Here is a 24,859-nt window from a genome sequence, read left to right as displayed (position 1 = left end):
GACAGACAGACAGACAGACAGACAGACAGACAGACAGACAGACAGACAGACAGACAGACAGACAGACAGACAGACAGACAGACCAGATAAGAATGCAGTTGCGATCCTGGGGAAGGCTGCACAAAGACCCGGCTATCACCATGGGTCGCTAATCTAGAACCTGGTCTTCAACACTCTATATAGAGAGTCAGTCGTCCCTCTATATATAGAGGCATACCAATCGCCCTACTCTTGACCCACAAACCCCTCTCTATATAGACACCCCATCCAAGCAGATAGGTAAGCCACATCGCCCCCTATTACAATAGGCAGACAAATAACTCTGTATGCAGACTATGGCCCGCTCATCTTCTCAAGCCCCTGCGGCACAGCTCAGCCTGATTGGCGAGGAACTACTCTCCGGCAATCTCCTGACCGAGAACATCCTGAATCAAATTGCCCGCCTTCCCAGCGACTGGCGTGCAACATTGGATCACCCGGAACTGCAAGACATATTGACAACTCTGGCCAAGTGGTTGGACAAGGAGTGCCAGGATGGCGCCTCTATTTACCCGGCCGCCCCTTTCCGCGCACTGGAACTGCTGCCATTGCAGAAAGTCAGCGTCGTGATTCTGGGCCAGGACCCTTATCACGGTCCCAATCAGGCGCAGGGATTGTCATTTTCCGTGCCTGACACTTGCCCGGCCCCACCCAGTCTGCGCAATATCTTTAAAGAGCTGGAGCTGGAATATCCCGACACCACCTTGCCAAGCAGTCATGATCTGAGCAACTGGGGTCGACAAGGTGTCTTGCTATTGAATACATCGCTGACTGTAGAAGATGGTTTGCCTGCCTCTCACGCCAAGAAAGGTTGGGAGCAGATTACTGACTCCCTGCTGATGAACCTGGCCCAGCGGACTACACGCCCTATTGTTTATATGTTGTGGGGTGCTCACGCCCAAGCCAAAGAAGCACTGATTCAGCAGCACTCCCAGCATCCTTACCTGATTTTGAAGGCCAATCACCCTTCCCCCTTGGCTGCTCGCCGCCCCCCTGTTCCTTTTATTGGCTGTGGTCATTTCCAGCAAGCCAATGAGTGGCTCAAAGAGCAAGGCGTCACTCCCATACAATGGTTTGCCACTGGCGCTTGACCATCCGTTCCCCTTACCTGATCCAGAACCATGCCTTTAAGCCCTGCCAATCCAGAATTAAGCTCTCAAGAACAACATGCTCTTTGGTCGAACGAACTGCTCGAACAATATGGCTGGCAATTTCAGGGAGAAACGCCATTTGCCGTCCCCTTAAGCAGCCTGCCCTTGCTGGATGAATTGTTCAAGTTTGTGAACGAGACCATCAAGGACTCTTTTGATCGCTCTTTATTCTGCTGGACTGATCTTAAACAAGACAACAAAGGTCTGACGGCCTGGTATCTGGGCGTCGAAGATTACGACGAAGTGCTGGAGCCTTATATAGAGAGCTTGTCTACCAAGGCCCAGGCCCAGAGTGATGCAGTAGAAAGCCCACCGTCCGAATAAAAAGACACCGGCAAGCAATTGATACAGGCAGCCAGGGATACATGCCCCAAAACCGCTAACGACTCTCCGGCTCGCTGGCTGCCCTGGAACCTGTAAAAAAACAGGCAGACGCGGATCAACAACACCGGAAAACCCGGAAGTCATAAAAAAACCCGGCACCAAGGCCGGGTTCTTCAAATAAAAGCCAAGTCTTACAAAGACCTGTTCTCTTATCTTTAAGGTTGCACACCTGCTGCGTGCGCCTGCTGGTCTGCGTGATAGGACGAACGCACCATGGCACCAACCGCCGCATGGGTAAAGCCCATTGCATAGGCCTCGCGCTCAAACATCAAGAATTCATCAGGCGTCACGTAGCGCATCACGGGCAAGTGGTGGCCGGATGGCTGCAAATACTGGCCAATGGTCAGCATATCAATATCGTGAGCACGCATATCGCGCATCACTTCCAGAATCTCTTCGTTGGTCTCACCCAAGCCAACCATCAAACCGGATTTGGTTGGAATGTTTGGATGCAACTTCTTGAACTCTTGCAGCAGTTTCAAGGAGTGGTGGTAATCCGAACCAGGACGCGCCTGCTTGTACAAGCGAGGTACCGTTTCCAGGTTGTGGTTCATCACATCTGGAGGGCAGGCATTCAGGATCCCCAACGCACGATCCAGACGAGCACGGAAGTCCGGCACCAGCACTTCAATGGTCGTAGTTGGCGAATGCTCGCGCACCTGACGGATACATTCCACAAAGTGGGCAGCGCCACCATCACGCAAATCGTCACGGTCTACGGAGGTAATAACCACGTAGGACAACTTCATGGCGCCAATGGCCTTGGCCAGGTTGGCGGGTTCATTCTCGTCCAGCGGGTCAGGACGGCCATGGCCCACATCACAGAATGGGCAACGACGTGTGCACTTGTCGCCCATGATCATGAAGGTGGCCGTGCCCTTGCCAAAACACTCCCCGATATTGGGACAGGAAGCTTCTTCGCACACCGAGAACAGCTTGTGCTCGCGCAGAGTTTCCTTGATCTCGTAGAAACGGGAATTCGGTGCAGCCGCCTTCACCCGAATCCAATCAGGCTTTTTCAAACGCTCTGCCTGCACGACCTTAATGGGAATGCGCGAGGTCTTGGCCTCGGCCTTCTGCTTTTGCGTTGCGTCGTATTCGACAACGCGAGGGCGCACAGTAGGTTTGGAATCGACGGACGTATCTGTAGGGGTGGTCATAGGCGTCTAAATAGAAAAACAGCGTGCGGGCAACATCACTAAACGATGGGCGCAGTGGTCAATTGTAGCCCCTTCGCTTTACAAGCGCCTAGAACAAGGGCGATAGTTTGTACCAGACCCCTCTAATATAGAGGTCGACTTAACGATGCAGCAACACCCGAAAATAAAACCTGCACATACTATAAGTACGGAGACTTGCATGTCACAAGAGCACCTCGCCGATCCCGTCCTGCTGGAACAGCATCAGGGACTGGCCCGCATCACCTTGAACCGGCCCGCCAAGTACAACGCGCTGTCTGAAGAAGTGTTGGACTCTTTACAACACATTCTGGACAAGCTGGCCCAGGACCCCAGCTTGCAGTGCGTCATCATTCAGGCGGAAGGCAAGGCCTTTTGTGCCGGGCACGATCTGAAACAGATGCGCTCCAAGCCCGAACACGACTATTACCGGGATCTGTTCAGCCGCTGCAGCCGCGTCATGCAAGGTGTGCTGGCCTTGCCCGTGCCGGTGATTGCTCGTGTGCAAGGGCTGGCCACTGCAGCGGGCTGTCAGCTGGTTGCTACCTGCGATATGGCTGTAGCCACCGAGTCCACTCGCTTTGCGGTTTCCGGCATTAACGTTGGCCTGTTCTGCTCCACCCCCGCTGTTGCCCTGTCGCGCTGCGTGCCGCCCAAGGCCGCCATGGAAATGTTGATGACGGGCGAATTTATCAGCGCCCAACGTGCTCAAGAGTTGGGGTTAATCAATTACGCCGTAGCCGAAGACCAGCTGGATCAAACCGTACAGAAACTGGCCGACAGCATCATGGCCAAGAGTCCGGTCGCCGTCCGCGCAGGCAAGGCCATGTTCTACCGCCAGCGCAGCCTGGCTATTGAACAAGCCTACGACTACGCCGGTCAGGTCATGGCTGACAATATGATGAGCAATGATGCCTGCGAAGGTATTGATGCTTTTATCGAGAAACGCGCGCCGCACTGGAGCGGAACCTGAGGCGGCACTTGACGAATAAATAACAATATGAAGATGAGCGCCGCCACATGCGGCGCTTTATCGCTGCGCTATTTAAGCTGCCGCTGCCTGTAGGCGCAGAGCCATCGCTTGCGATAGATAATTAGACAAATACTGTGCAACCTCGTCCATAGGGACCACAACGCCTTGCGAACGCATATCCGTTGTTTGCAGCCCTTCATAGCCACAGGGATTGATGCCGCTAAATGGGCTTAGATCCATGCCTATATTCAAGGCCAGTCCATGGTAAGAGCGGCCATTGCGAATCTTGATCCCCAATGCGGAAATCTTGGCCAACTCCTGGCTTGCCACCCCTTGCGGTACATAGACACCCGGTGCCCCTGGCTTGCAGCAAGCCCCTTCGACACCAAAATGCGTCAGACAAGCAATAACAGCCTCTTCCAAAAGGCGTACGTATTCTTTGACGTATAAGCCCACCCGGCGCAGATCAAACAGGCAGTACACCATTAACTGCCCAGGGCCGTGATAGGTAATCTGCCCGCCCCGGTCGGTTTGCACCACGGGGATGCCACCGGGATTCAGCAGATGTTCCGGCTTGCCAGCCTGTCCTTGCGTATAGACAGGCGTGTGCTCGACAAGCCAGATTTCATCAGGAGTCTCCGCCTCGCGCTGCTCGGTAAAGTCGCGCATTGCCTGCCAGATAGGTTCATAGGCGCTAGGCCGCTCAAACCACTTGATACGAACTGAGTCGGACATGAACGCCTGATCCCTGCTTTACATCACCACACGCACCAGATGATGCGCATGCAGGGCACGGTAAAGATTATCCAGTTGCTCACGCGAGACAGCGCGCACCGTGAAAGTCAGGCCCGTGTAGTTGCCTGCCTTGCTGGGACGCACCTCAATGGTGGCAGCGTCAAAACCTGGATCGTGTTCCAGCACGATAGCCAGCAATTCGTCTTGCAGGGTTTCGTGAGTCTGGCCCATGACTTTGATAGGAAAGTCACTGGGGTATTCGATCAACGATTCTTCGGGGGAAATTGTCATGCTTGCTCCGCAGCCTTGATGGCCTTGTCATAGCCTTCACGTAATTTGGCAAAGACAGGGCCGGGTCGTCCGTCGCCGACGGGCTGACCGTTAAATACAACGATGGGCAGCACCTCTTTGGTGGCTGACGTCATCATAATTTCATCGGCAGTGTCGACCTCTTCACGAGAGATCTGACGCGCCTGAAAAGCTATACCCGCCTGGGCGGCCAGCTCCTCCATCAAACTGTAGCGAATCCCTTCCAGGATCAAATTGTTGCGCATGGGTGCCAGCAAAGTACCGTCGCGCACAATCCAGATATTGCAGGAGGCCCCTTCGGTCAGAAAACCTTCTCTGAACTGAATAACCTCGTCCACACCGGCTTCAAGAGCCTGCTGCTTGGCCAAAACATTGCCCAGCAAGGAAACGGATTTTATATCGCAACGCAGCCAACGCTCATCTTCAATGGCCACCGCCTTCAAACCGGTTTCGCGCTCTTGCTGCACTCGCTTGAAGGGCGAGACCATGATGAAGATGCTGGGCGGCACATTGCTGGGGAAGGCGTGGTCGCGCTTGGCAACACCGCGGGTTACCTGAATGTAGACCATGCAGTCGGCACCCCGGCCCGAACGGGCCAGCATATCCAGCACCAGCTTTTCCCATTCACGGCGAGTGAAAGGGTTGGTGATGCCCACTTTTGCCAGACTGCGCTCCAAGCGCCCCAGGTGCCCATCAATACGAAAAGGTTTCCCGTGATAAGCAGGCACGACATCGTAAATGCCGTCGCCAAAGATAAAGCCACGATCCAGTACCGAGATCTTCGCTTCACCCAAGCGCACAAAGTCGCCGTTCAAATAAACAATGCTGTCGGGGTCAATGCCTGCAATCATAGGATTTAGCCTCGCACCAAGGAATTACTCAAACATCAAGCGCACTTTGTCGGCCATACGACCAAAAAAGCCGGCCTCGGGCACATCTTGCAGCACCAGCAAAGGCTGCTCTGCCAAAACCTTGCCATCCAGGGACAAAGTCAGTGTACCGACCTTGTCACCCTTGCTCAACGGAGCCAGCAAAGGCTGGGTATAGTTGGCAACAGGCTTGATTTCCGAGGACTTGCCACGTGGAACAGTCAACCACAAGGCTCCTTCTGTACCCAGGCCTACATTCTCGACCTCACCTTCCCAAACACGGGCGGTGACAGCAGGATTGCTGGCGTCGTACAGTTTGACCGTTTCAAAGTTCTGGAAGCTCCAGTTCAGAAGCTTCAGGCTGTTTTCTGTACGAGCGGCGTCATTTGCCGTGCCCACCACAACCGACACTACGCGACGGCCATCGCGCAAGGCGGTCGACACCAGGCAGTAACCGGCCGATTGGGTGTGGCCGGTTTTCAGACCATCAACTGTATTGTCCAGCCACAGCAGGCGGTTACGGTTGGGCTGCTTGATATTGTTGTAGGTGTACTCTTTTTGGCTGTAGTAGTGCAGATACTGGGGGAAGCGGGCAACCAGTGCCGCGGACAACACGCCCAGATCACGTACCGAGGTCAGATGCTCGGGATCAGGCAAGCCGGTGGAGTTCTTGAAATGCGTCGCCGTCAACCCCAGCTTGGCGGCTTCTTCGTTCATCAAGGCGGCAAAAGCACCTTCGCTACCCGCAACGGCTTCGGCCAAGGCAACAGAGGCGTCATTACCCGATTGCACGATCACGCCTTGCAGCAGATCATTCACGGCCACTTGCGAATTAACTTTCACGAACATGCGCGAACCTTCGGTGCGCCATGCCTTGTCCGAAATCACAACGGTCTGATCCAGCTTCAGGCGACCGGATTCCAGAGCATCAAAGACCAGATAGGCCGTCATCAGCTTGGTCAGGGAGGCAGGCTCGACCTGTTCGTTCAGCCCTTCTGCCGCGATGATCTGGCCACTATTAACGTCCATGGACAACCAGGCACGTGCCGTCAGGCTAGGTGCGGGTACAACGGACAAATCACCTGGCAAGGCAGGCGTCTGAGCGCCAAGCACTTGAGCCGATTCTGTCGGGGTAGGGGTTTGAGTCTGTGCCTGAGCCACCATAGGCAGCGTCAGGGCAAGTGCCACCACACAACGAGAGAAGACTGGAGATGCAAATTTTTGAATAGAAGTCATGGAAAAAATCGATTGCTTTGACAGTGGCGGAAAGAACCCATTATGGCAGAGCCATCTGGGCCTGTGAGGGGCAAAGCCCCTGAGTCTGAACAGGAAAACGCAACGATTTGAAAGCAAAACCCGGCTTAGGTTCCAAGCCCGGCCAAATGACGGCTGACCAACTCACGCAGCTGAATCAGCTTGCCATGAAAAAAGTGGCCGGCCTCGGGCAGCACAACCATGGGCAACTGATGCTCACGCGCAAAGTCCATGCCTTCCGACAAGGGAACGACATCGTCGGTTTCACCGTGCACTAGCAAGGTATCGGCAGGAGGGCTGACATCCCGGAAGCGGAAACGATTGACCGCAGTACCAGTCAGGATGAAGGCGCCGGGCAAAGGTGCCTGGGCTTCCTGCAGGCTGGCATACACTTGAGCAGCGACTGCAGTGCCAAATGAAAACCCGGCCAGCATGGATGGGCCGGAACTCCACTGCGGGAAATGTGATGGGAATTGCTCAATCAAAGCCAGCATATCGGCAGTTTCGCCGCGGCTGCTATCGAACTCCCCGGCAGACTTTCCGACACCACGGAAATCCGGGCGTACTGCCAGCAAACCATGTTGAGTGGCACTGCGCGACAAGGTTGTCACCACTTTGTTGTTACGTGCCCCACCATGCAAAGGGTGAGGATGCAGCAACAAGGCCCAACCCTTGGGCTCGCCCGCTGGCCAGTCCAGAGCACAGTCAATAACACCGGCCTGGCCGGAAAATTGGATTGTATCTACGCGTTCAGACATGCTCAGATCAAATATCACATAAGATTACGTTTAACTCATCCAGTGTACCGGATTGTCATGAATACCTCTTCTGCATTCACCCTACCCAGCCCGCGCGATATGGTGGCAGAGCTGCGTACGCGCTTGCCACATTTTCCCCAGATACGCTGGGTAGACTCGACCGAATCGACCAACGCCGATTTGCTTGCCCTGGCTCGTCAGGAGTCCGGGCCGCGTGTGCGTCCCTGGTTGCTGGGCGCACATCTGCAAAGTCGTGGTCGTGGGCGTGCCGGACGCACGTGGGAAAACAGCGTCGGTGCAAACCTGATGTTTTCCTGTGCCTTTGATATTTTTCTGCCTGCGCGGCAGCTGCCTACTCTTTCGCCGCTGTCCGGTCTGGCAACAACGGAAGCGCTGCGCCAGTTTCTGGAACCGGCAGTGCGTAATCGTCTGGCCATGAAATGGCCGAATGACGTGCTATGGGATCAGGCCAAGCTGTCCGGCATTCTGGTTGAGGCGACCCGCGCCAGTGCAGCGCCCAGCTCCAGTGACCATCATGTGGTGATTATCGGCATAGGCCTGAACCTGCGTGAAGCAGAGACTATCAGCCAGAATACGCAACGCGCCATTGCAGACTGGACCAGCATTGCTGAACACTCCCAGCAAGCGTCTCTGGCACGCTGTTCGGACCTTGTAGCCAAAGTCGCGCAAAGCCTGTACCTGAGCCTGAACCATGTTACAGCCCACGGTTTTGCTGATCTGCCTACACGCTACGCGCAAGTTGACGCACTAATTGGCCAGCAAGTCCATATCATTGACAATGGCCAAGTCCTGCATACAGGCATCGTGACGGGCATCAATACCTCGGGGCAATTATTATTGCGCCACCCCGATGGTTCCGAACGTGCGGTCACAGTGGGCGAAGTTTCCGTTCGCGCTCACCGCTGATCGCTATACTGCACTCTTTTTAGCTCTGACGATCCGGCATGACCCTGCTCATCGACTCTGGCAACACCCGTATCAAACTAGGGTGGTGTCATCCTTTAAGCGGCGCGCGCGAAAGCCAGCCGGTTAGCGTGCATGCCGACCAATTGGATCAATTGGCGGTTTGGCTGGAGGCAGGCCAGGCCCCGCTGCAAGAATTCGCCCAACAAAAAGGTGTACAAGCACTAGGGGTGAATGTGGCCGGGCCACAGGTCCAAGCGCAAATTGATGCGGCCGTCAGCCGTCTGGGCTTGGGACCTGTACGCTGGTTGCAGGCCCAAGAGCAGGCTTTTGGGCTGCACAACGATTATGAACAGGCTGGCCAATTGGGTGCCGACCGCTGGGCCTCCTTATTAGGCTTAAGCGATTTGCTGACCCAGGAATACCCGGTCGACCAAGGCGCCTTGCTGATCAGCTTTGGTACTGCTACCACGATTGACTTGCTGGGACCTGCACAAAATGGAGTGCGTCACTTTTTAGGTGGCTCCATTCTGCCCGGTCCCAGCTTGATGCTGGCTTCACTCAAGCAAAATACGGCGCAGCTTCCCGAGGCGCATGGGCAAACTGCGGCGTTCCCACGCAATACTCAAGAAGCTATCAGTACCGGGGTGGCTGCCGCACAGGCCGGAGCCGTGTTGCGACAATGGGAGAAAGGCCGTCAGCATCTGGGACACAGCCCATTGGTCTTTTTGGCGGGCGGTGGCCGCGCACTGGCGCAGCAAGAACTGTTAGAACAATTAAGTCATCATTGCCGTTTGCTCAATATAGAGCCCCCCCATCTACACGAGCTGGAAACTCCTGCCTTGCGGGGTCTGTCGCTGTTTGCGGCGCACCCGTAAGTCGATTCGAGCTTATAACCGTCCCTCTGCCCCCTCTCGCCCGTGAACTGTCGGTGACCCATAGATACGATTGGCATTAAAACGGATGAACTTAAACTCCCCTACCCGTACAATCTTGGGTTGAACTGTATTTTTCAGGGCATTTGCGATGCGACTGCTTTTCATACTGATCCTGGTGGCAAACCTTGCCTTGCTGGCTTTTGGACAAGGCTTTTTTGGCACGCCCCCCAGCGAACAAGGCCGTGAGCCTAGACAGTTTTCGCAGCGTAACCAAGATACCATTCAACTTGGAACCCCGGCCCATCCGACGCCAGCTTCCCCTTGATCCTCGATTGACGACACTATGAAACCCATACGCAAAGCAGTTTTCCCCGTCGCCGGTCTAGGCACACGTTTTCTGCCCGCCACCAAGGCCATGCCCAAGGAAATGTTGCCGATTGTCGACAAACCACTGATTCAGTACGCTGTCGAAGAGGCTGTCGCCGCTGGAGTCACAGAACTGATCTTTATCACTGGCCGCAACAAGCGAGCCATTGAAGATCACTTTGACAGCATCCCGGAACTGGAACACGAACTGGAAGGCAAGAACAAGCTGGAGTTGCTGGATGCCGTTCAAAACATCATTCCCAGCCATGTCAGCTGTATTTACACCCGCCAGCCGCGCGCGCTGGGTCTGGGCCATGCCGTGCTGTGCGCTGCACCCATCGTGGGCAACGAGCCCTTCCTGGTCCTGCTGGCGGACGACCTGATCGACGCCACCACACCTGTATCGCGGCAACTGGTTGAGGCTGCGCATCAATACAACGGAAGTATTGTGGCAACTCAAAATGTAAATAGAAATGAAACAAATAAATATGGAATTGTTTCGGGTAATTTAGTCGACTCAAAAGCAACTCGACTTAATGGAATTGTTGAAAAGCCTGCACCCGAAGTAGCCCCTTCTACACAAGCCGTTGTAGGCCGTTATGTATTGGAAGCGGAAATATTTGACCACCTGCGACGCACTCAAGCAGGGGTAGGTGGAGAGATTCAATTAACGGATGGAATTGCCAGTCTTTTGGAAAGTCGTGCGGTATATGCATATGAATATGAAGGCACACGTTACGACTGTGGTAGCAAGTCCGGTTTCTTTCATGCTACGCTTGAATTTGGTCGTAAATACCACGGACTTTAACGAGGGGCGCAGAGGGGTCCGTTACGATAACAAGCTTGGTTGCAATTGTTGATCAAACACTGCCTTAAAACCACGCAGAGGGTCGATTTAGCTTGACTTACAGGTTAAATACCCCCTACGATTGGCGGTGCAGGATTTCAAGTTCGTCGAAGTTTGTTCAATACGGTATTGTTTCTAATACTCATTGCCCTGATTTTTACATCTTGACAATCTTTTTTGAGCAGATTGCTCGTCATTTTTAGGGAATGCAGGAAATGCAAACAGAAACCGGTATCGTGAAATGGTTCAATAACGAAAAAGGCTACGGCTTTATCTCCCCCGACAACGGTGGCAAAGATCTTTTCGTTCACCATTCCGACATCTTGGGCACGGGCTTTAAATCCTTGGAAGAAAACCAGCGCGTTTCGTACGTGTCGGCTGAAGGCCAAAAGGGTCCACAAGCTAAGAGCATCCAAAAACTGTAAATCGATCTCGATTAGTTTTTAGATCTCAAAAAAGCCCGCTAAATGCGGGCTTTTTTATTTAACTTGATTCAAATCAAGACGAGTTGTCCTCAAATCGCCACAAATTCCAAAACACGTAAAACTAAATACTTATTAGCTAATAAACAGCCACGTATTTAATCGCGGATTTGTGCCAATCCAGAAAGTACACGCTGCACTGCGCCTTCGTGCATTTGAACCCAATGCAAACCCGCATCAGCCATTTTGTGATGGCGTGCTGGATCATCTACTAGCTCCAGTGCCTGCTGCAACGCCAAGGCTGGCGTACCCGCACGTATCGCAGCGCCGGCCTGCATGGCATCTTGCATGGCTTGGGCAAAATTATGAGTATGCGGGCCCACAATCACAGGGACACCCACTGCGCAGGCCTCGATAAAGTTCTGCCCGCCCAAAGGCTGGAAGCTGCCCGCCACAATGGCGACTCGTGCCAGGCCGTAATACCAGTGCATTTCACCTAGGGTGTCGCCCAGCAGCACATCCACTTCACGACAAGCCTTGATCGCACTGGTGCTGGTATCGCCCTGCTCCAGCAACTCGCTACGCCGCACGGAACGCAAACCTAGCTGATTCAGATAATCTGCCGCTTCTTCAAACCGCTCCGGGTGACGTGGAATCACAACAAACAGGACTGGGCTATGCAGCTCGCTACCATGCTCTCGTTCACGGCGCAGGTAATGGGCAATGGCATCAATGAAATCGACATGCTCAGTCTCGCGCGTACTGGCGATCACCACCACACGCCGTCCCAGGTCACTGGCAAAGCCACGGCCACGTGCAATCTTGTCCTGTGGCAAAACCACATCAAACTTCAGATTCCCTGACACGCGCACGCCTTGTGCGCCCGCCAACTCCAGCCGCTGTGCATCAGCCAGGCTTTGTGCATAGATCAACTTGAAGGAGCGATAGGCCTCTCGCATGACCGAACCTGCTTTCAGACTGGTACGCAATGCACTTTCCGAGAACCGGGCACTGGCCAACATCATGGGAACACCTTGCCGGCGTGCCGCAGCCAACAGATTGGGCCATACCTCGCGTTCAATCAGCACCCCGGCACATGGCCGGTAATGGGCGAAAAAACGTCGTACCGAGCCGGGAAAGTCGTAGGGTAGCCATTGTTGCAGCAATTGCCCGCTGGCAATCTCAGCCGCAAACGCAGTCGCACCTTCTGTACGGCCCGTAACTGTCATATGGGTTAACAGGACCGTCTCACCCTGATCCAGCAAAGCACGAATCAAAGGCTGCGCCGCACGCGTTTCACCCAAGCTGACCGCATGCACCCACACCGGGGCTTTCCTGGGCGCAGGCAGCGAACCATAAAAACCAAAGCGGGGACCCGATAACACCTGCCATTCGCCACCAGCTCGACGGGCACGCAAGCCCATCCAGGCCATCAAGGCTGGAGCCAATATGCGAATAGAGGCGGTATAGAAGAATCGGTTCACCCGCTTAGCCTCAGTACGAAATCAGCAGCAGCCAAGCCACGCTCGGCGCTACCAGGAAGACGAATAGAAAATAATGTCAGGCAGACAAAGGGCCTGCACCCAGGCGGGGCTGCAGGCCCCTTAGCATCGCGTATTGTAAGCACAAAGCCGGCTGACAAAAAAACGAATTGGCGATCAGGCCCGAACTAGCCTTTTGGCGCGTCCAACAAGGCCGCCTCCGGCACTACTGTCCGCCCCAGCGCCTGATCGATGGCACAGAGCACCGTTTCCGCTGAAGGAGGATGCCCACGCTCGCCCAGGCTGGCGGTGTAAGCGGAACCTTCCAGGGGGGTACGCACTGGGGTCGAGGCTTTATAGATACCAATAGTAGGACGGCCCAAACCGGCTGACAAATGCGTCAGACCACTGTCCAGACCCACCATGACTTGCGCTCCAGCCAATTGCAGAGCGATAGGCGTCAAATCCATTCGTGGCATCACCTGAGCCTGGCTGCGACCAATAATCAGCGCCTCGGCACGGGCGGACTCGGCAGGGCTGCCCGCCAACAAGCGCAATGCCATCCCTTCCCCTTGCAGGCGATCAAAGACCTGTTGCCAGTTCTCCGGCTCCCAGAGCTTATCATCGCGGCTGGCCGACGGCATGATAATGGCGTAAGGATCCTCGTCCTTGGGGGATTGCGCGGCCAAACCCTGCAAACCAAAATCAGGAGCGCCTTCAAACTGATAGCCAAAGGCAGACGCGGCCAAGCTGCGCTGACGGAACACAGCAGGCTGCCAGAAACCGACGCGATGACGCACATCGTAGAACAGCGAGGCCAGCGGTTCACGCGCCGACTTCCAATCCAGCCCATGACGACGGCCTTTAGTCTGCCGTACCAGCCAGATGGATTTCATCAGCGCCTGCATATCCAGCACAACATCGTATTGGCGTGATTGCAGTTGTTCGCGCAAGGCGGCGCGTTCCTGGCGTGTCTGGGCAGACCACCACTGTTTGCGCCAGCGCCGATGCGCTACCGGGATCACTTCATTTACTGCCGGATGCCAGCCCGGAATCTGAGCAAAGCTCTCTTCTACGAGCCAATCAATTTGTGCACCGGGCACATGGCGTGCAATGTCCGAGATTGCTGGCAGCATATGCACCAGATCTCCCAAAGAGGACGTACGCACAATCAGTATCTTGCAAGTCATGGGCGAATTATAGTGGTGGCCGCGTCCAATCAAACAAAGATGCAGAAAAATATCCGCCTGCTCTACTTATGCCCGCCAATTGCCATCAGGCATAATAAGACTGCCTATTTTCTGGACCGGAAACATGATTGATCTCAAACAGATCGAAGCCTTTGTATGGGTTGCCGAGCTTGGCGGTTTCCGGGCAGCTGCCGAAAAACTCAACACGACCCAACCGTCTATTTCTCAGCGTATCGCCGGACTGGAATCCAGTCTGGAGCTGCGCTTGTTTGATCGGGGCGCCCGGGGCATCAAGCTGACCGATAAAGGCCAGGAGTTGTTGTCGCACGCACAGCGCATGCTGGATCTGCGTACCGAGATGCTGCGCGCCGCCAAAGAGCAGAACGCCATCCGCGGCCTGCTGCGTCTGGGGGTGGCTGAAACCATTGTGCAGACCTGGCTGCATGAGCTGATCGACAAGCTGCATCAGGAATACCCGGCTTTGGTCATCGAGATTCATGTCGACACCACCAGCGTGCTGCGCCAGCAACTGGCCAGCTTCCAGATTGATATGGCCATGATTGTGGGCGTAGGCCAGGATCCCAAAGAACAATGCATTCGACTGTGCGCTTATCAGTTAGGCTGGGTCGCCAGTCCCGAATTGAAGTTGCATGGCCGCAAAGTCAGCGTTTCCGAGCTAGGGGTTTACCCTGTAATCACCTATCCATCCGGTAGCGTTCCCTACCTCGCCACACGCGAAGCTTTGCTGCGTGCCGGCGTCAAATCCCCACGTATTTTTGGCAGTGCATCGCTAAGCACAATCGTGCAAATGACGCGTCATGCCATGGGCCCCAGCGTGCTGGCTCCCGAGGTCATAAAAGACGAGCTTTCCGAGGGAAAACTGCGCCTTTTGAAGGTGGATCAACCCCTGCCGGCCATCGAATTTTTTGCCTGCTGGATGGATTCTCCGGACAGTCATATTGCCCGCGTCGTGGCCAATCACGCCCAAGAAATCGCCCAGCAATACGTGCAGTCCGATAAGTAATCGTTATGGCCTAGGATTCAAACATACGATTGGACACAAATTATCTGATCGGTTGCAATCCGAGGCTGTGATCAACCCCCTTTGTGCGAGTGGTCATCATGAACCTGCAAACCCTGCCTGTGCTGGCGCCCGAGGCTGAAAAATGCCGCGAGCTGATCCGTCAAGAAACTCATACTGGTCCTACCGCAGGACTGGCCGCAGGCTATGTGCAGGCCAACCTGATGATTCTGCCCAAAGACTGGGCCGATGAGTTCCTGCTGTTTTGTCAGCGCAACCCCAAACCCTGCCCTTTATTAGCCGTGACGGAACCCGGTCAGTTTCAGGTGCCAACCTTGGGTGGCTCGATTGATCTGCGCACGGATTTCCCTCGTTACCGTGTCTGGCAGAACGGCGAGCTCAGCGCCGAGCCACTGAACATCGAAGATGTCTGGCGCGATGATCTGGTGTCCTTTCTGATTGGCTGCTCCTTCTCCTTTGAAGAAGCGCTGCTGGCCGACGGCATTGATGTGCGCCATATCAGCGCGGGTGTGAATGTGCCCATGTATCGCAGTTCGATCCAGACCCAGGGCACACAGCGCCTGTCTGGCCCGCTGGTGGTATCGATGCGCCCCATGCGTGCGGCCGATGCCATTCGCGCCATTCAGATCACCTCGCGCTTTCCGTCCGTGCACGGTGCCCCGGTTCATATCGGCGACCCGTCCCTGATTGGAATCAGCGACCTGCAACAACCCGACTATGGCGATGCAGTGCCAGTCGGCCCCGACGAATTACCCGTTTTCTGGGCTTGCGGCGTCACCCCTCAAGCCGTTGCTGCCCAGGCCAAGCCGCAGTTTTGTATCACGCATGCCCCTGGCCATATGTTGATTACCGATCTGCCCAACACACGGCTGGCCGCGCTTTAAGCAAGTTTTGACCGACACAAAACCGGTCGCCCCTTTGGTTTCAATATGCAGCTCCCTGACAACAAGGGCGCGCACTCTATCAACCATACAGCTGGACCGCTATTAGGAGCACCTTATGAAAAAAATCGTACTGACCTCCCTGGCTTTGGGCTCGCTGGCCCTGGGCTCTGCTGCCATGGCCCAGGAACTGCCCAAGACTTCTTTGAAAGTTGTCGGTGGCTTGAGCAACCTGACCGCCTACCAGAACACCGAGCAGCCCTTCTGGACCAAGAAAGTACCTGAGCTGTCCGGCGGCCAGATCACGGCCGATATCAAGGGCTTTAACGACATGGGCCTGAAAGGTCCTGAAATCATGCGCTTGATCAGCCAAGGTGTGATTCCTTTCGGTACCGCCACCCTGGCTTACTTTGCCAGCGACAACTCCATTAACGAAGCGATCGACCTGGCTGGTCTGGCTCCCGATATTGAAGTGGCCAAGAAGCTGACCGACGCGTTCACTCCCGCCTACGAACAGTTCTACGCCAAGAGCAACGTCAAGGTTCTGGGCTTTTCCACCTACCCCGCCCAAGTTCTGTTTTGCAATGGCAACTTCAATGGCCTGAGCGACCTGAAAGGCAAGAAGGTGCGTACCAGCAGCCGTACTCAGGCTGAATTCGTTCAGGCTCTGGGCGGCAACAGCGTAACCATCCCATTTGGTGAAGTGGTTCCTGCCCTGCAAAACGGTGTGGTCGATTGCGCCATTACCGGCTCCATGTCCGGCTACTCGGCCAAGTGGTACGAAGTCAGCTCCAAGCTGTACGAAATGCCCATCAACTGGAACCAGCAGATTCACGCAGCCAACCTGGGCACCTGGAACAAGCTGGACCCCAAAGTTCAAGAGTTCCTGGCCAGCAACATCAAGGCCATGACCGAAGAAATCTGGGTGGCCGCTGCCAAGGAAACACAGGAAGGCTATGACTGCAACACGGGCGCCGACGCTTGCACGCAGCCCGTCAAAGGCAAGATGACTCTGGTCAAGCCTACCGACGCTGACCGTGAACTGCTCAAGAAAGTCATGAGCGAGACCGTTGTTCCCAAGTGGGCCGAGCGTAGCGCTGCTGACACCGTGGCTGCATTCAACACCAGCCTGAGCCCGATCCTGGGCTTCGAAGCCAAGAAGTAAATCTGTACGTCCTGCCTGCCACCAGACTCACGGTGGCAGGCTGCCTGTACCCCAGGCCCCTCCCTCCTAGACCCTGTACGGGGTAGACATCATGGAAAATACCGAAAAATTCGCCATGCTGAACCGTTTGCTGTCCGCCGCCACATCCCTGTCGCGCGTCGCCATCTGGTTCGCAGGCAGCCTGACATTGATCAGCGCCCTCTACATCACCGCGGACGTCCTGTTCCGCAAATTCAGTGGCAGCTCTCTGGGCGGCTCGGATGAACTGTCCGGCTATGCCTTTGCCATCAGCATTTCCTGGGCACTGTCCTTTGCCACCCTGCAACGGGCCAATATCCGTATCGACGCCATCTATCAGCACTTACCTGTTCGTCTGGCTGCCCTGCTGGACTGGATTGCTCTGGTGGCCCTGTCTGTTTTCATCGTCTACCTGACCTTGTACGCCACCGACGTGGCTGGCCTGTCCTGGACCAACCAGTCCACCGCCAACACCGCCATGGGCACTCCCTTGTGGATTCCCCAGTTTCTGTGGGTGGGTGGCCTGATCTGGTTGTGCGTCGTTCTGGCCTTGATGCTGCTGCGCTCCAGCCTGGCCCTGATTACAGGTGACCTGGCCGGGATCCAATCCCTGTGCGGTATCCGCAGCACCCAGGAAGAAGCCTCTGAAGAAGCCGAGGCTGGCAAACGCATGGTGCAAGGAGACGCCAAATGATTACAACCGCACTGACTCTCTTGCTCGTTCTGATCGGACTGAGCATTCCCGTGGGCGCTGCCCTGGGTGTTTTGGGCCTGATTCTGGACCCGCTGTACTCCATGCTGCCCCTGACTGGCGCATTGGGTGAAATTTCCTGGGGCACCAGCAACGAGTTCCTGCTGGTGGCCATTCCCCTGTTCATCATGCTGGGCGAGATCCTGCTGCGCTCGGGCATGGCTGAACGTATGTACAACGCCATGAGCCTGTGGCTGTCCTGGCTGCCCGGCGGCCTGATGCACGCCAACATTGGTGCCAGCGCCCTGTTTGCCGCCACCTCCGGTTCCAGCGTGGCCACTGCTGCCACCGTGGGCACCGTGGCCCTGCCGCAAATCAAGAAACAAGGCTATAACGAGCCTCTGTTCCTGGGTAGTCTGGCCGCTGGCGGTACCTTGGGCATTCTGATCCCGCCTTCGATCAACCTGGTGATCTACGGCGTACTGACCAATACTTCTGTGCCCAAACTGTACCTGGCCGGCATCATCCCCGGTTTGGGCATGGCCTTGCTGTTCATGCTGGCAATTGCTGCTGCATGTATGGTCAAACCCAAATGGGGCGGTGCGAAGATCAAGGCCTCCTGGGGCCAGCGTTTTGCCAGCCTGGTGCATCTGGTTCCACCACTGGGCATTTTCCTGCTGGTCGTGGGCTCGATTTACGCCGGGATTGCCACTCCAACCGAGGCTGCTGCCCTGGGTGTGGTCGGCGCCTTGATTCTGGCTGCCTTCTCGGGCCGCATGAGCTGGAACATGATCAAGGAAGTGCTGGAAGGCACCATGAAAGCCACCGCCATGATCATGCTGATCGTGATCGGTTCGGCCTTCCTGAACTTTGTCATGGCCGCCACCGGCCTGACCAACGCACTGACCGATGCCATCACGGGCCTGGGTGTCTCGCCCATGGTCATGCTGCTGATCATTGTGGTGTTCTACCTGGTGCTGGGCTGCTTCATGGAAACCCTGTCCATGATGATCACCACCATCCCTATCGTGGCTCCCATCATGATCGCCCTGGGCTTTGATCCGGTGTGGCTGGGTATTGCCATCATCATTCTGGTGGAAGTGGCGCTGATCACTCCGCCTGTTGGTCTGAACCTGTTTGTGGTCCAGAGCCTGCGCAAGAGCGGCAGCATGAATGACGTCATGATTGGCAGCCTGCCCTTTGTGATCATGCTGCTGGCCATGGTGGGCCTGCTGGCTATCTTCCCAGATCTGGCTTTGTGGCTGCCACGCCTGTTCGGTTAATCCCAATCTGTCTTTGAGTAAACGAGTACTGCTATGCGTTTGACCTTTGAACTGGCCCAGGCCACCCACACTGAAATCATCGAAGCTGATTTGCAGCACTGCATCGTGGCCGGCTGGGCTGGCCGCGATCTGGCTGCCATCGAGCACCACATTGAAGAGCTGGCCGAACTGGGCGTACCACGCCCTAGCTCGGTGCCTTTGTACTACCGCATCGCCGCCAACCAGATGATCCAGGATGCCGACATCCAGGTCGTGGGCTCCGGTTCGTCCGGCGAGACCGAAGTGTTTGTGTTCAACCACCAGGGCCGCCTGCTGGTCAGCCTGGCCTCGGACCACACGGACCGCGTGCTGGAAGCCCACAGCGTGGCCCTGTCCAAGCAGATCTGCGCCAAGCCCGTTGCCCGCGAAGCCTGGTTGTTCAGCGATGTGGCCGACTACTGGGACGAGCTGATCATCCGCGCCTACATTCAGGAAGACGGCAAGGAAGTCCTGTACCAGGATGGCCCCTTGTCCACCCTGAAGAACCCGCTGGAGCTGATCGAAGGCTACTTCCAGTCCACCACCATGCCTGAAGGCTTTGGCATGACCTGCGGTACCGTGGGTGCCATTGGTGGCATTCGCCCTGCTACCCAGTTCACCATGGAACTGTATGACCCCCGCCGCGAACGCAGCATCCGTCATACCTACGTAACCGAAATCCTGCCTGAAGTAGCCTAAACTGGCCCAGCCCGCCCCACCCATTTATTTTGCGAGTGACCCATGCTAGCGACTATTACCGAACTGCAACGTGCTCTTGATCGTGGCGAAACCACCTCGGTCGAACTGACCCAGCAAGCCCTGGACCGTATCCAGGACGAAAGCCGTGACGGCGCTGCCACGTTCATCGAAGTGTTTGCTGAACAGGCTCTGGCCGCAGCCAAAGCCTCCGACATTTTGCGCGCTGCCGGTTTGAGCCGCTCGCTGGTTGAAGGTCTGCCCATGTCGGTCAAGAACCTGCATGACATCGCAGGCTACATCACTCTGGGTGGGTCGGCTGTACTGAAAGACGCCGAACCGGCCGAACAGAACGCCACCATTGTGGAGCGCCTGCTGCGCGCCGGTGCCATTCTGATCGGCTCCACCAATATGACCGAGTTTGCCTTCTCCGGTCTGGGCATCAACCCCCACTACGGTACGCCTCGTTCCGTCTGGGACCGTGACAATGCCCGCATCCCGGGTGGTTCGTCCTCCGGCGCCGGCGTGGCCGTCGCTCAAGGCATGTCGGTTTTCTCCATTGGTACCGACACGGGCGGCTCCATCCGTATTCCTTCGGCCTTTAACGGCCTGACCGGTTTCAAACCCACCGCTGAGCGCGTTCCCAGCGAAGGCACCATGCCTTTGTCGCGCAGCCTGGACTCCAATGGCCCTCTGGCTGCCTCGGTAGAGTGTTGCGCCATTGTGGACTCCATCCTGACCGACCAGCCTTATGTGCCCGTGGCAACACCTGCCCTGGACACCTTGCGTCTGGCTGTGCCCAAGACCTTTGTGTTTGACGGCATTGATGAAACCGTGCGCGCCGCCTTTGACCGTGCCATCGCCCTGCTGCGTGAGCAAGGCGCTGTGGTTGAGGAAATCAACTTGCCCGAGTTTGACCAACTGCCGCAGATCAACCGCAAAGGCGGTTTTGTCTGCGCCGAAGCCTGGTCCGTGCACCGCGACACCCTGCAAGGCAAGGGCGAGCAATACGACCCACGCGTGGCCTCCCGCATCCTGCGCGGCAAGGACATCGATTGCGCCGACTACATCGAACTGCAAGACACCCGCCAGGCCTGGATCAGCGCGGTGGAAAGCCGTCTGGAGCGCTACGACGCCGTCCTGATGCCTACCGTGCCCGTTGTCGCTCCCCGCATTGCCGATCTGAAAGAGTCGGACGACGTCTACTTCGCCACTAACGGCCTGGTCCTGCGCAACCCCACCCTGATCAACTTCCTGGACGGCTGCGCCCTGTCGCTGCCTTGTCATGCCGCTGATGAAGCCCCTGTGGGCCTGATGGTGGCAGCCCCTGCCTACCACGACGAACATCTGCTGGCAGTAGGTTCAGCAATCGAACGGGTATTACCCCTGCGCAAACGCTAATCCAGTAAGATTTACGTTCCTTCCAGGACGGCCATCCGGCCGTCCTTGTGCTTTTCGTCAGGAGCCTGTCATGAGCACACCCCAGTCCTCCTCCTTGCCCCAGACCCTGACACCCACGGTCTTTCCCTTGGCGGGGGTGCTCATTCTGATTCTGTCTTCCTGGGCCCTGTCGGGTCTGGATGCCAGCGGCAAATGGATCATGGGCTTTGGCGTGCCCCTGCTGGTGATGTGCTGGTTTCGCTACGTCATCCATCTGGGATTAGTGCTGGCGCTGGTCTTGCCGGTCAAGGGCCGCAAGATCCTGCGCAGCTCCCGCCCCAAAGCACAAATTTTGCGTGGCACAGTGATGATGCTGTCCACCTTCTCGTTTTTCAACGCCTTGAGCTATCTGCCTCAAGCCGAAGCCACCTCCATCAACTTTCTGGCCCCTTTGCTGGTGCTGTCTGTCGCCCCCTGGATTCTGAAAGAGCCACCGCGCATCAGTCGCTGGGTAGCTGCCGGAGTCGGCTTTCTGGGCGTGCTGATCATCATCCGGCCTACCGCTGGCCTGCACCCAATAGGGGTGCTGTTTGGCTTGATGACCGCCTGTCTGTTCGCCACGCAATTTATCGCAACACGTCGCGTGGCCGTGGACAATTCGCTGACCACCCTGATCTGGAGCGGTGCAGTCGGCAGCATCTGCTTGACCATTGCCTTACCCTTTTTACTGCCCGCCGCCCTGCCTGCCTTAAAAGAGCTGAGCTTTTTCCAATGGTTGATTCTGATTTCGACCGGACTGTGGGGTTGTCTGGGCCACCTGCTGCAAATCCAGGCCTATCAACGCGCCTCGGCGTCTTTGCTGGCCCCGTTTGTGTATCTGCAAATTGTGGCCGCAGCCGCGCTGGGATGGCTGATCTGGGGTCAGTTCCCGGATGTCTTTACCTGGATCGGGATTGCCGTGGTGTGTACCAGCGGCATTGTGATTGGGACTCTGGAGTGGCGGCGCCAGAACAGATCTGGCGCCTGAGTCCAGGCGGCAAGGCTTAGCGAGACTGCCAGCCCTGCACAAAGACGGCGACGGGCTGACGCTTGGAACCGGCTTTTTGCAGCTCCAGCAAACGCAACACACCTTCCCCGCAAGCCACGTCAATGCCTTGGGCACTGACGTTCAGAACCTCACCAGGTTCTGCTGAATGCTTTTGCTCTAGCGCCTGAGCGCGCCAAACCTTCACGGGCTGCTCCAAACCGGGCAGGGACAGGGTGGAGCCAGGCACTGGGTCAAACGCGCGAATACGGCGCTCCAGTTCCTTGGCCGGTTGGCCTAAATCCAGCACCGATTCGGCCTTGGACAGTTTCTCGGCGTAGGTCACGCCTTCTTCTGGCTGGGGAGTCGCCTGCAAGGTGCCATCACGCACTTGCTGCAAGGCTTCCAGCAAGGCCTGTGCACCTAGCTGCGCCAAATCGTCATGCAGGGTTGCGGCACTGTGATCATCACGAATCGCCAGCTCGCTGCGCACCAGCATATCGCCGGTATCCAGGCCTTCATCCATCTGCATGATGGTAATGCCCGTGGCCGCATCACCCGCCTGAATCGCACGCTGGATCGGTGCCGCACCGCGCCAACGAGGCAAGAGGCTGGCATGAATATTGAAGCAACCATAGCGCGGCAGCTCCAAAGTCCACTTGGGCAAAATCAGGCCGTAGGCTGCCACCACCATCAGATCCGGCTGTAAATCCAGCAAGGTATGGCGGGCCTGGGCTGCTTCCTCGGGATACTTGCCATCCAGACGCAAGCTGTGCGGCTGCAGCACCGGGATATTAGCGTTCACAGCGGCTTGCTTGACCGGGCTGGGACTGAGCTTCATGCCACGGCCAGCTGGACGGTCTGGCTGCGTCATGACCAAAGGAACATCAAAGCCCTGCGCTAACAGGGCTTCCAGGGCGATACGGGCAAAATCCGGAGTGCCGGCAAAAACAATACGCATGGCGACTATTGCCCTGCCTTCAGTGCTTCACGTTGCTGCTTGCGCAGACGGCTGCGGATACGCTCACGCTTGAGCACGGACAGGTACTCCACAAACACCTTGCCATCCAGGTGGTCCAGTTCATGCTGAACACACACGGCCAGCAGGCCATCGGCTTCTTTCTCGTACCACTCGCCTTTTTCATTCTGGGCCTTGAAGCGAATATTGGCGGCGCGCTCAACCTTGTCGTAGGTATCAGGTACAGACAGGCAGCCTTCTTCGTAGACCTTCAGCTCTTCACTTTTCCAGGTGATCTCAGGGTTGATCAGCACCAGCAATTCATTGCCGCTTTCCGATACGTCAATGACCACCACGCGCTCGTGCACGTCAACCTGCGTCGCGGCCAGCCCTACGCCGGGTGCGTCATACATGGTCTCGGCCATATCCTTGACCAGTTTGCGAATGCGGTCGTCGACCTCCTGCACGGGTTTGGCAACCGTGTGCAGACGTGGGTCAGGAAATTTAAGGATAGGAAGCAAAGCCATTGTCATGTCCGAAGAAAAAGCGATAAGTCGATATAATAAAACAAGTTTCAGGGCGGCACCCGATTGCCCCGGCAGCATATGAAGCCCTAGCCCACAAAGCGGCAGTCACACTGGATACAAACGTCCGGGCCACACAGAACAAAGATCGGTTTCGTGCCACACTACCTTATGCCTGATCATTTTAGCTCGGATGAAATCTCGGAAGAATTGCGTGCCTGGTTGCGCCTGTCGCTGGAGCCAGAGCTTGCGCCCGCCCAGGCCCGGCAATTGCTGGCTGCCTGTGGACTGCCACAGCAAATCTATCAAAGCTCGGTTCAAACCCTGTCACGTCATATTCCGGCCGAACTGGCTGTGCAATTAAGCCAGGAACCACTGGACGAGCTGCAGGCGCAGATTGAACAAGCGGTGACATGGCTCAAGCAAGCCAATCACCATATCGTGACGCTGGCGGACCCCACCTATCCCGCCTCCTTGCTGGACCTGCACGACGCACCTTTGCTGTTGTATGCCAACGGCGATCTGGGAGTCTTGCAACGCAAAGGACTGGCTATTGTGGGAGCCCGCAATGCCACCCAATCCGGTCAGGAAATCGCGACAGATTTTGCAGCTACTCTGGCTTCCAGAGGCTGGTGCATCATCAGCGGCCTGGCCAGCGGTATCGACCAGGCGGCACACAAGGGAGCGTTAAAAGCCGGCCCTTCGTCCGCAGGCACGATAGCCGTGATGGGAACGGGGCTGGACCTGGTCTACCCGGCGGCACACCGTGATCTGGCTCATCAGATCAGCGCTCACGGTCTCTTGCTGAGCGAGTTTCCTTTGGGCACCCGGGCCATGCCCCATCACTTCCCACGCCGTAATCGCATTGTGGCTGCCTTGGCCAAAGGCGTACTGGTGGTTGAAGCGGCCAAACAAAGTGGCTCCCTGATCACGGCCCGTCTGGCCGGAGAATTAGGTCGAGAAGTTTTTGCCATTCCCGGCTCCATTCACTCCCCTTTGGCTCGCGGCTGCCATGCCTTGATACGCCAAGGTGCCAAACTGGTGGAAAGCGCCCAGGATATTCTGGACGAACTGGGCAATGTGCAAGGCGACTTCAATCTGGATACGGCTCCACAAACTGGTTCAAAACCCAATCCTTATGAAGCCTTGCCCGAGGAATTACGCCCTATTCTTGAGCGCATTGACTTTGCGCCCCTCAGCCCCGAACAGCTGATGCGGCGCACAGGCCTGCTGGCGACCGAACTGCCCGCCGTTCTGGCTGAACTGGAGCTGGCAGGCTGCATCGAGCCCCTGGCAGACGGACGCTTTCAACGCTTGAAACCTTAAAGACTATAGGGCAGTTCCTAGGACGCCAGCCCTGGCCTTCAAGAGGTATCATGACGATTACGTAAGGGCCTTCCAGCCCCAGCCATCTACCCCTT

Annotated in this window: 26 protein-coding genes; 16 read left to right on the top strand and 10 right to left on the bottom strand. The window is 56.4% G+C overall.

The features are described 5' to 3' along the window. The first annotated feature begins 335 nt into the window (after positions 1–335). Together ACLPGZ_RS15735 and ACLPGZ_RS15730 are read left to right on the top strand one after the other, a co-directional pair. Entirely contained in the window at positions 336–1,130 is a 795-nt protein-coding gene (locus tag ACLPGZ_RS15735; protein ID WP_239054998.1) for a uracil-DNA glycosylase, read from the top strand. A 30-nt stretch (positions 1,131–1,160) separates the two neighbouring features. After that, positions 1,161–1,514: a hypothetical protein gene (locus tag ACLPGZ_RS15730; RefSeq protein WP_239054997.1), complete on the top strand. Its 354-nt coding sequence runs from the start codon at positions 1,161–1,163 to the stop codon at positions 1,512–1,514. Positions 1,515–1,729: 215 nt separating this feature from the next. Here the strand turns inward: ACLPGZ_RS15730 and lipA are convergent, their stop codons facing one another. Beyond that, positions 1,730–2,734 carry a lipoyl synthase gene (lipA, locus tag ACLPGZ_RS15725; RefSeq protein ID WP_021447088.1) on the bottom strand — a complete coding sequence of 335 codons (1,005 nt, stop codon included), beginning with the start codon at positions 2,732–2,734 and terminating at the stop codon, positions 1,730–1,732. 199 nt (positions 2,735–2,933) lie between these two features. Between lipA and ACLPGZ_RS15720 the strand changes: the two genes are divergently transcribed. Next, on the top strand, positions 2,934–3,725 hold the full coding sequence (locus ACLPGZ_RS15720; protein WP_009460106.1) for an enoyl-CoA hydratase: 792 nt from the start codon (positions 2,934–2,936) through the stop codon (positions 3,723–3,725). Between the two features lie 72 nt (positions 3,726–3,797). Here ACLPGZ_RS15720 and lipB read toward each other — a convergent pair whose 3' ends face one another. The 5 genes from lipB to ACLPGZ_RS15695 all read right to left on the bottom strand — a co-directional run bounded on the left by lipB (position 3,798) and on the right by ACLPGZ_RS15695 (position 7,650). After that, positions 3,798–4,460 (bottom strand): lipoyl(octanoyl) transferase LipB, encoded by a 663-nt coding sequence (lipB, locus tag ACLPGZ_RS15715; protein ID WP_226349790.1) that lies wholly within the window; start codon positions 4,458–4,460, stop codon positions 3,798–3,800. A gap of 18 nt (positions 4,461–4,478) precedes the next feature. Beyond that, complete coding sequence (locus ACLPGZ_RS15710) at positions 4,479–4,751, bottom strand: DUF493 family protein (RefSeq protein ID WP_009460108.1); 273 nt, start codon at positions 4,749–4,751, stop codon at positions 4,479–4,481. Continuing rightward, positions 4,748–5,620 carry a D-amino acid aminotransferase gene (locus tag ACLPGZ_RS15705; protein ID WP_035268519.1) on the bottom strand — a complete coding sequence of 291 codons (873 nt, stop codon included), beginning with the start codon at positions 5,618–5,620 and terminating at the stop codon, positions 4,748–4,750. The genes ACLPGZ_RS15710 and ACLPGZ_RS15705 overlap by 4 nt, the downstream gene beginning before the upstream one ends. A 24-nt stretch (positions 5,621–5,644) precedes the next feature. Continuing rightward, the gene (locus ACLPGZ_RS15700) at positions 5,645–6,874 is read right to left on the bottom strand and encodes a D-alanyl-D-alanine carboxypeptidase family protein (protein WP_239054996.1); all 1,230 of its coding nucleotides are present in this window, start codon (positions 6,872–6,874) and stop codon (positions 5,645–5,647) included. A gap of 125 nt (positions 6,875–6,999) precedes the next feature. Beyond that, a complete protein-coding gene (locus tag ACLPGZ_RS15695) occupies positions 7,000–7,650 on the bottom strand; it encodes an alpha/beta hydrolase (RefSeq protein ID WP_021447090.1) in 651 nt (216 codons plus the stop codon). 57 nt (positions 7,651–7,707) lie between these two features. Between ACLPGZ_RS15695 and ACLPGZ_RS15690 the strand changes: the two genes are divergently transcribed. The 4 genes from ACLPGZ_RS15690 (at position 7,708) to ACLPGZ_RS15675 (ending at position 11,090) form a co-directional block, all read left to right on the top strand. Beyond that, positions 7,708–8,577, top strand: coding sequence for a biotin--[acetyl-CoA-carboxylase] ligase (locus ACLPGZ_RS15690; RefSeq protein ID WP_009460113.1), 870 nt, complete (start codon positions 7,708–7,710; stop codon positions 8,575–8,577). A gap of 38 nt (positions 8,578–8,615) precedes the next feature. Beyond that, complete coding sequence (locus ACLPGZ_RS15685; protein WP_083055279.1) at positions 8,616–9,452, top strand: type III pantothenate kinase; 837 nt, start codon at positions 8,616–8,618, stop codon at positions 9,450–9,452. 343 nt (positions 9,453–9,795) lie between these two features. Further along, on the top strand, positions 9,796–10,626 hold the full coding sequence (galU, locus tag ACLPGZ_RS15680) for a UTP--glucose-1-phosphate uridylyltransferase GalU (RefSeq protein ID WP_035268525.1): 831 nt from the start codon (positions 9,796–9,798) through the stop codon (positions 10,624–10,626). A 254-nt stretch (positions 10,627–10,880) separates the two neighbouring features. Then, positions 10,881–11,090, top strand: coding sequence for a cold-shock protein (locus ACLPGZ_RS15675; protein WP_026483779.1), 210 nt, complete (start codon positions 10,881–10,883; stop codon positions 11,088–11,090). A gap of 155 nt (positions 11,091–11,245) precedes the next feature. On the opposite strand, the gene ACLPGZ_RS15670 is transcribed toward ACLPGZ_RS15675, so the two are convergent. Continuing rightward, positions 11,246–12,571, bottom strand: coding sequence for a 3-deoxy-D-manno-octulosonic acid transferase (locus ACLPGZ_RS15670; RefSeq protein ID WP_083055277.1), 1,326 nt, complete (start codon positions 12,569–12,571; stop codon positions 11,246–11,248). A gap of 185 nt (positions 12,572–12,756) precedes the next feature. Continuing rightward, positions 12,757–13,758 (bottom strand): lipopolysaccharide heptosyltransferase I, encoded by a 1,002-nt coding sequence (gene waaC / locus ACLPGZ_RS15665; protein ID WP_239054995.1) that lies wholly within the window; start codon positions 13,756–13,758, stop codon positions 12,757–12,759. Positions 13,759–13,882: 124 nt separating this feature from the next. Here waaC and ACLPGZ_RS15660 point away from each other — a divergent pair, with 124 nt between their 5' ends. The 8 genes from ACLPGZ_RS15660 to ACLPGZ_RS15625 all read left to right on the top strand — a co-directional run bounded on the left by ACLPGZ_RS15660 (position 13,883) and on the right by ACLPGZ_RS15625 (position 21,959). Beyond that, positions 13,883–14,782 carry a LysR family transcriptional regulator gene (locus tag ACLPGZ_RS15660; protein WP_009460118.1) on the top strand — a complete coding sequence of 300 codons (900 nt, stop codon included), beginning with the start codon at positions 13,883–13,885 and terminating at the stop codon, positions 14,780–14,782. A gap of 98 nt (positions 14,783–14,880) precedes the next feature. Then, entirely contained in the window at positions 14,881–15,684 is an 804-nt protein-coding gene (locus ACLPGZ_RS15655; protein WP_026483783.1) for a putative hydro-lyase, read from the top strand. Positions 15,685–15,799: 115 nt separating this feature from the next. Next, a complete protein-coding gene (locus ACLPGZ_RS15650; protein WP_009460120.1) occupies positions 15,800–16,846 on the top strand; it encodes a TRAP transporter substrate-binding protein in 1,047 nt (348 codons plus the stop codon). Between the two features lie 91 nt (positions 16,847–16,937). Beyond that, positions 16,938–17,558 (top strand): TRAP transporter small permease subunit, encoded by a 621-nt coding sequence (locus ACLPGZ_RS15645; RefSeq protein WP_009460121.1) that lies wholly within the window; start codon positions 16,938–16,940, stop codon positions 17,556–17,558. After that, entirely contained in the window at positions 17,555–18,838 is a 1,284-nt protein-coding gene (locus tag ACLPGZ_RS15640) for a TRAP transporter large permease (protein WP_035268536.1), read from the top strand. Before ACLPGZ_RS15645 ends, ACLPGZ_RS15640 begins: the two co-directional genes overlap by 4 nt. A 33-nt stretch (positions 18,839–18,871) precedes the next feature. After that, positions 18,872–19,555 (top strand): DUF2848 domain-containing protein, encoded by a 684-nt coding sequence (locus ACLPGZ_RS15635; protein WP_009460123.1) that lies wholly within the window; start codon positions 18,872–18,874, stop codon positions 19,553–19,555. 42 nt (positions 19,556–19,597) lie between these two features. After that, positions 19,598–20,953 carry an amidase gene (locus ACLPGZ_RS15630; RefSeq protein WP_083055271.1) on the top strand — a complete coding sequence of 452 codons (1,356 nt, stop codon included), beginning with the start codon at positions 19,598–19,600 and terminating at the stop codon, positions 20,951–20,953. A 70-nt stretch (positions 20,954–21,023) separates the two neighbouring features. Then, positions 21,024–21,959 (top strand): DMT family transporter, encoded by a 936-nt coding sequence (locus ACLPGZ_RS15625; protein ID WP_060186528.1) that lies wholly within the window; start codon positions 21,024–21,026, stop codon positions 21,957–21,959. A gap of 16 nt (positions 21,960–21,975) precedes the next feature. Here ACLPGZ_RS15625 and fmt read toward each other — a convergent pair whose 3' ends face one another. Further along, complete coding sequence (gene fmt, locus ACLPGZ_RS15620) at positions 21,976–22,917, bottom strand: methionyl-tRNA formyltransferase (protein ID WP_115634831.1); 942 nt, start codon at positions 22,915–22,917, stop codon at positions 21,976–21,978. Positions 22,918–22,922: 5 nt separating this feature from the next. Then, on the bottom strand, positions 22,923–23,441 hold the full coding sequence (gene def, locus ACLPGZ_RS15615; protein WP_009460127.1) for a peptide deformylase: 519 nt from the start codon (positions 23,439–23,441) through the stop codon (positions 22,923–22,925). A gap of 168 nt (positions 23,442–23,609) precedes the next feature. On the opposite strand from def, the gene dprA reads away from it, so the two are divergent. Beyond that, positions 23,610–24,764, top strand: coding sequence for a DNA-processing protein DprA (gene dprA / locus ACLPGZ_RS15610; RefSeq protein WP_239054994.1), 1,155 nt, complete (start codon positions 23,610–23,612; stop codon positions 24,762–24,764). Positions 24,765–24,859 lie beyond the last annotated feature (95 nt).

This window comes from Alcaligenes sp. Me129 (assembly GCF_050487245.1).
Classification (GTDB): Bacteria; Pseudomonadota; Gammaproteobacteria; order Burkholderiales; family Burkholderiaceae_B; genus Alcaligenes; species Alcaligenes phenolicus.
This window is presented reverse-complemented; position numbering and strand designations above follow the sequence as displayed.

Bases quoted from the DNA above. Each gene is read 5' to 3' on its own strand.
- ACLPGZ_RS15735 (WP_239054998.1), top strand. From the start codon at position 336: ATGGCCCGCTCATCTTCTCAAGCCCCTGCGGCACAGCTCAGCCTGATT.
- ACLPGZ_RS15730 (WP_239054997.1), top strand. From the start codon at position 1,161: ATGCCTTTAAGCCCTGCCAATCCAGAATTAAGCTCTCAAGAACAACAT.
- lipA (WP_021447088.1), bottom strand. From the start codon at position 2,734: ATGACCACCCCTACAGATACGTCCGTCGATTCCAAACCTACTGTGCGC.
- ACLPGZ_RS15720 (WP_009460106.1), top strand. From the start codon at position 2,934: ATGTCACAAGAGCACCTCGCCGATCCCGTCCTGCTGGAACAGCATCAG.
- lipB (WP_226349790.1), bottom strand. From the start codon at position 4,460: ATGTCCGACTCAGTTCGTATCAAGTGGTTTGAGCGGCCTAGCGCCTAT.
- ACLPGZ_RS15710 (WP_009460108.1), bottom strand. From the start codon at position 4,751: ATGACAATTTCCCCCGAAGAATCGTTGATCGAATACCCCAGTGACTTT.
- ACLPGZ_RS15705 (WP_035268519.1), bottom strand. From the start codon at position 5,620: ATGATTGCAGGCATTGACCCCGACAGCATTGTTTATTTGAACGGCGAC.
- ACLPGZ_RS15700 (WP_239054996.1), bottom strand. From the start codon at position 6,874: ATGACTTCTATTCAAAAATTTGCATCTCCAGTCTTCTCTCGTTGTGTG.
- ACLPGZ_RS15695 (WP_021447090.1), bottom strand. From the start codon at position 7,650: ATGTCTGAACGCGTAGATACAATCCAATTTTCCGGCCAGGCCGGTGTT.
- ACLPGZ_RS15690 (WP_009460113.1), top strand. From the start codon at position 7,708: ATGAATACCTCTTCTGCATTCACCCTACCCAGCCCGCGCGATATGGTG.
- ACLPGZ_RS15685 (WP_083055279.1), top strand. From the start codon at position 8,616: ATGACCCTGCTCATCGACTCTGGCAACACCCGTATCAAACTAGGGTGG.
- galU (WP_035268525.1), top strand. From the start codon at position 9,796: ATGAAACCCATACGCAAAGCAGTTTTCCCCGTCGCCGGTCTAGGCACA.
- ACLPGZ_RS15675 (WP_026483779.1), top strand. From the start codon at position 10,881: ATGCAAACAGAAACCGGTATCGTGAAATGGTTCAATAACGAAAAAGGC.
- waaC (WP_239054995.1), bottom strand. From the start codon at position 13,758: ATGACTTGCAAGATACTGATTGTGCGTACGTCCTCTTTGGGAGATCTG.
- ACLPGZ_RS15660 (WP_009460118.1), top strand. From the start codon at position 13,883: ATGATTGATCTCAAACAGATCGAAGCCTTTGTATGGGTTGCCGAGCTT.
- ACLPGZ_RS15655 (WP_026483783.1), top strand. From the start codon at position 14,881: ATGAACCTGCAAACCCTGCCTGTGCTGGCGCCCGAGGCTGAAAAATGC.
- ACLPGZ_RS15650 (WP_009460120.1), top strand. From the start codon at position 15,800: ATGAAAAAAATCGTACTGACCTCCCTGGCTTTGGGCTCGCTGGCCCTG.
- ACLPGZ_RS15645 (WP_009460121.1), top strand. From the start codon at position 16,938: ATGGAAAATACCGAAAAATTCGCCATGCTGAACCGTTTGCTGTCCGCC.
- ACLPGZ_RS15640 (WP_035268536.1), top strand. From the start codon at position 17,555: ATGATTACAACCGCACTGACTCTCTTGCTCGTTCTGATCGGACTGAGC.
- ACLPGZ_RS15635 (WP_009460123.1), top strand. From the start codon at position 18,872: ATGCGTTTGACCTTTGAACTGGCCCAGGCCACCCACACTGAAATCATC.
- ACLPGZ_RS15630 (WP_083055271.1), top strand. From the start codon at position 19,598: ATGCTAGCGACTATTACCGAACTGCAACGTGCTCTTGATCGTGGCGAA.
- ACLPGZ_RS15625 (WP_060186528.1), top strand. From the start codon at position 21,024: ATGAGCACACCCCAGTCCTCCTCCTTGCCCCAGACCCTGACACCCACG.
- fmt (WP_115634831.1), bottom strand. From the start codon at position 22,917: ATGCGTATTGTTTTTGCCGGCACTCCGGATTTTGCCCGTATCGCCCTG.
- def (WP_009460127.1), bottom strand. From the start codon at position 23,441: ATGGCTTTGCTTCCTATCCTTAAATTTCCTGACCCACGTCTGCACACG.
- dprA (WP_239054994.1), top strand. From the start codon at position 23,610: ATGCCTGATCATTTTAGCTCGGATGAAATCTCGGAAGAATTGCGTGCC.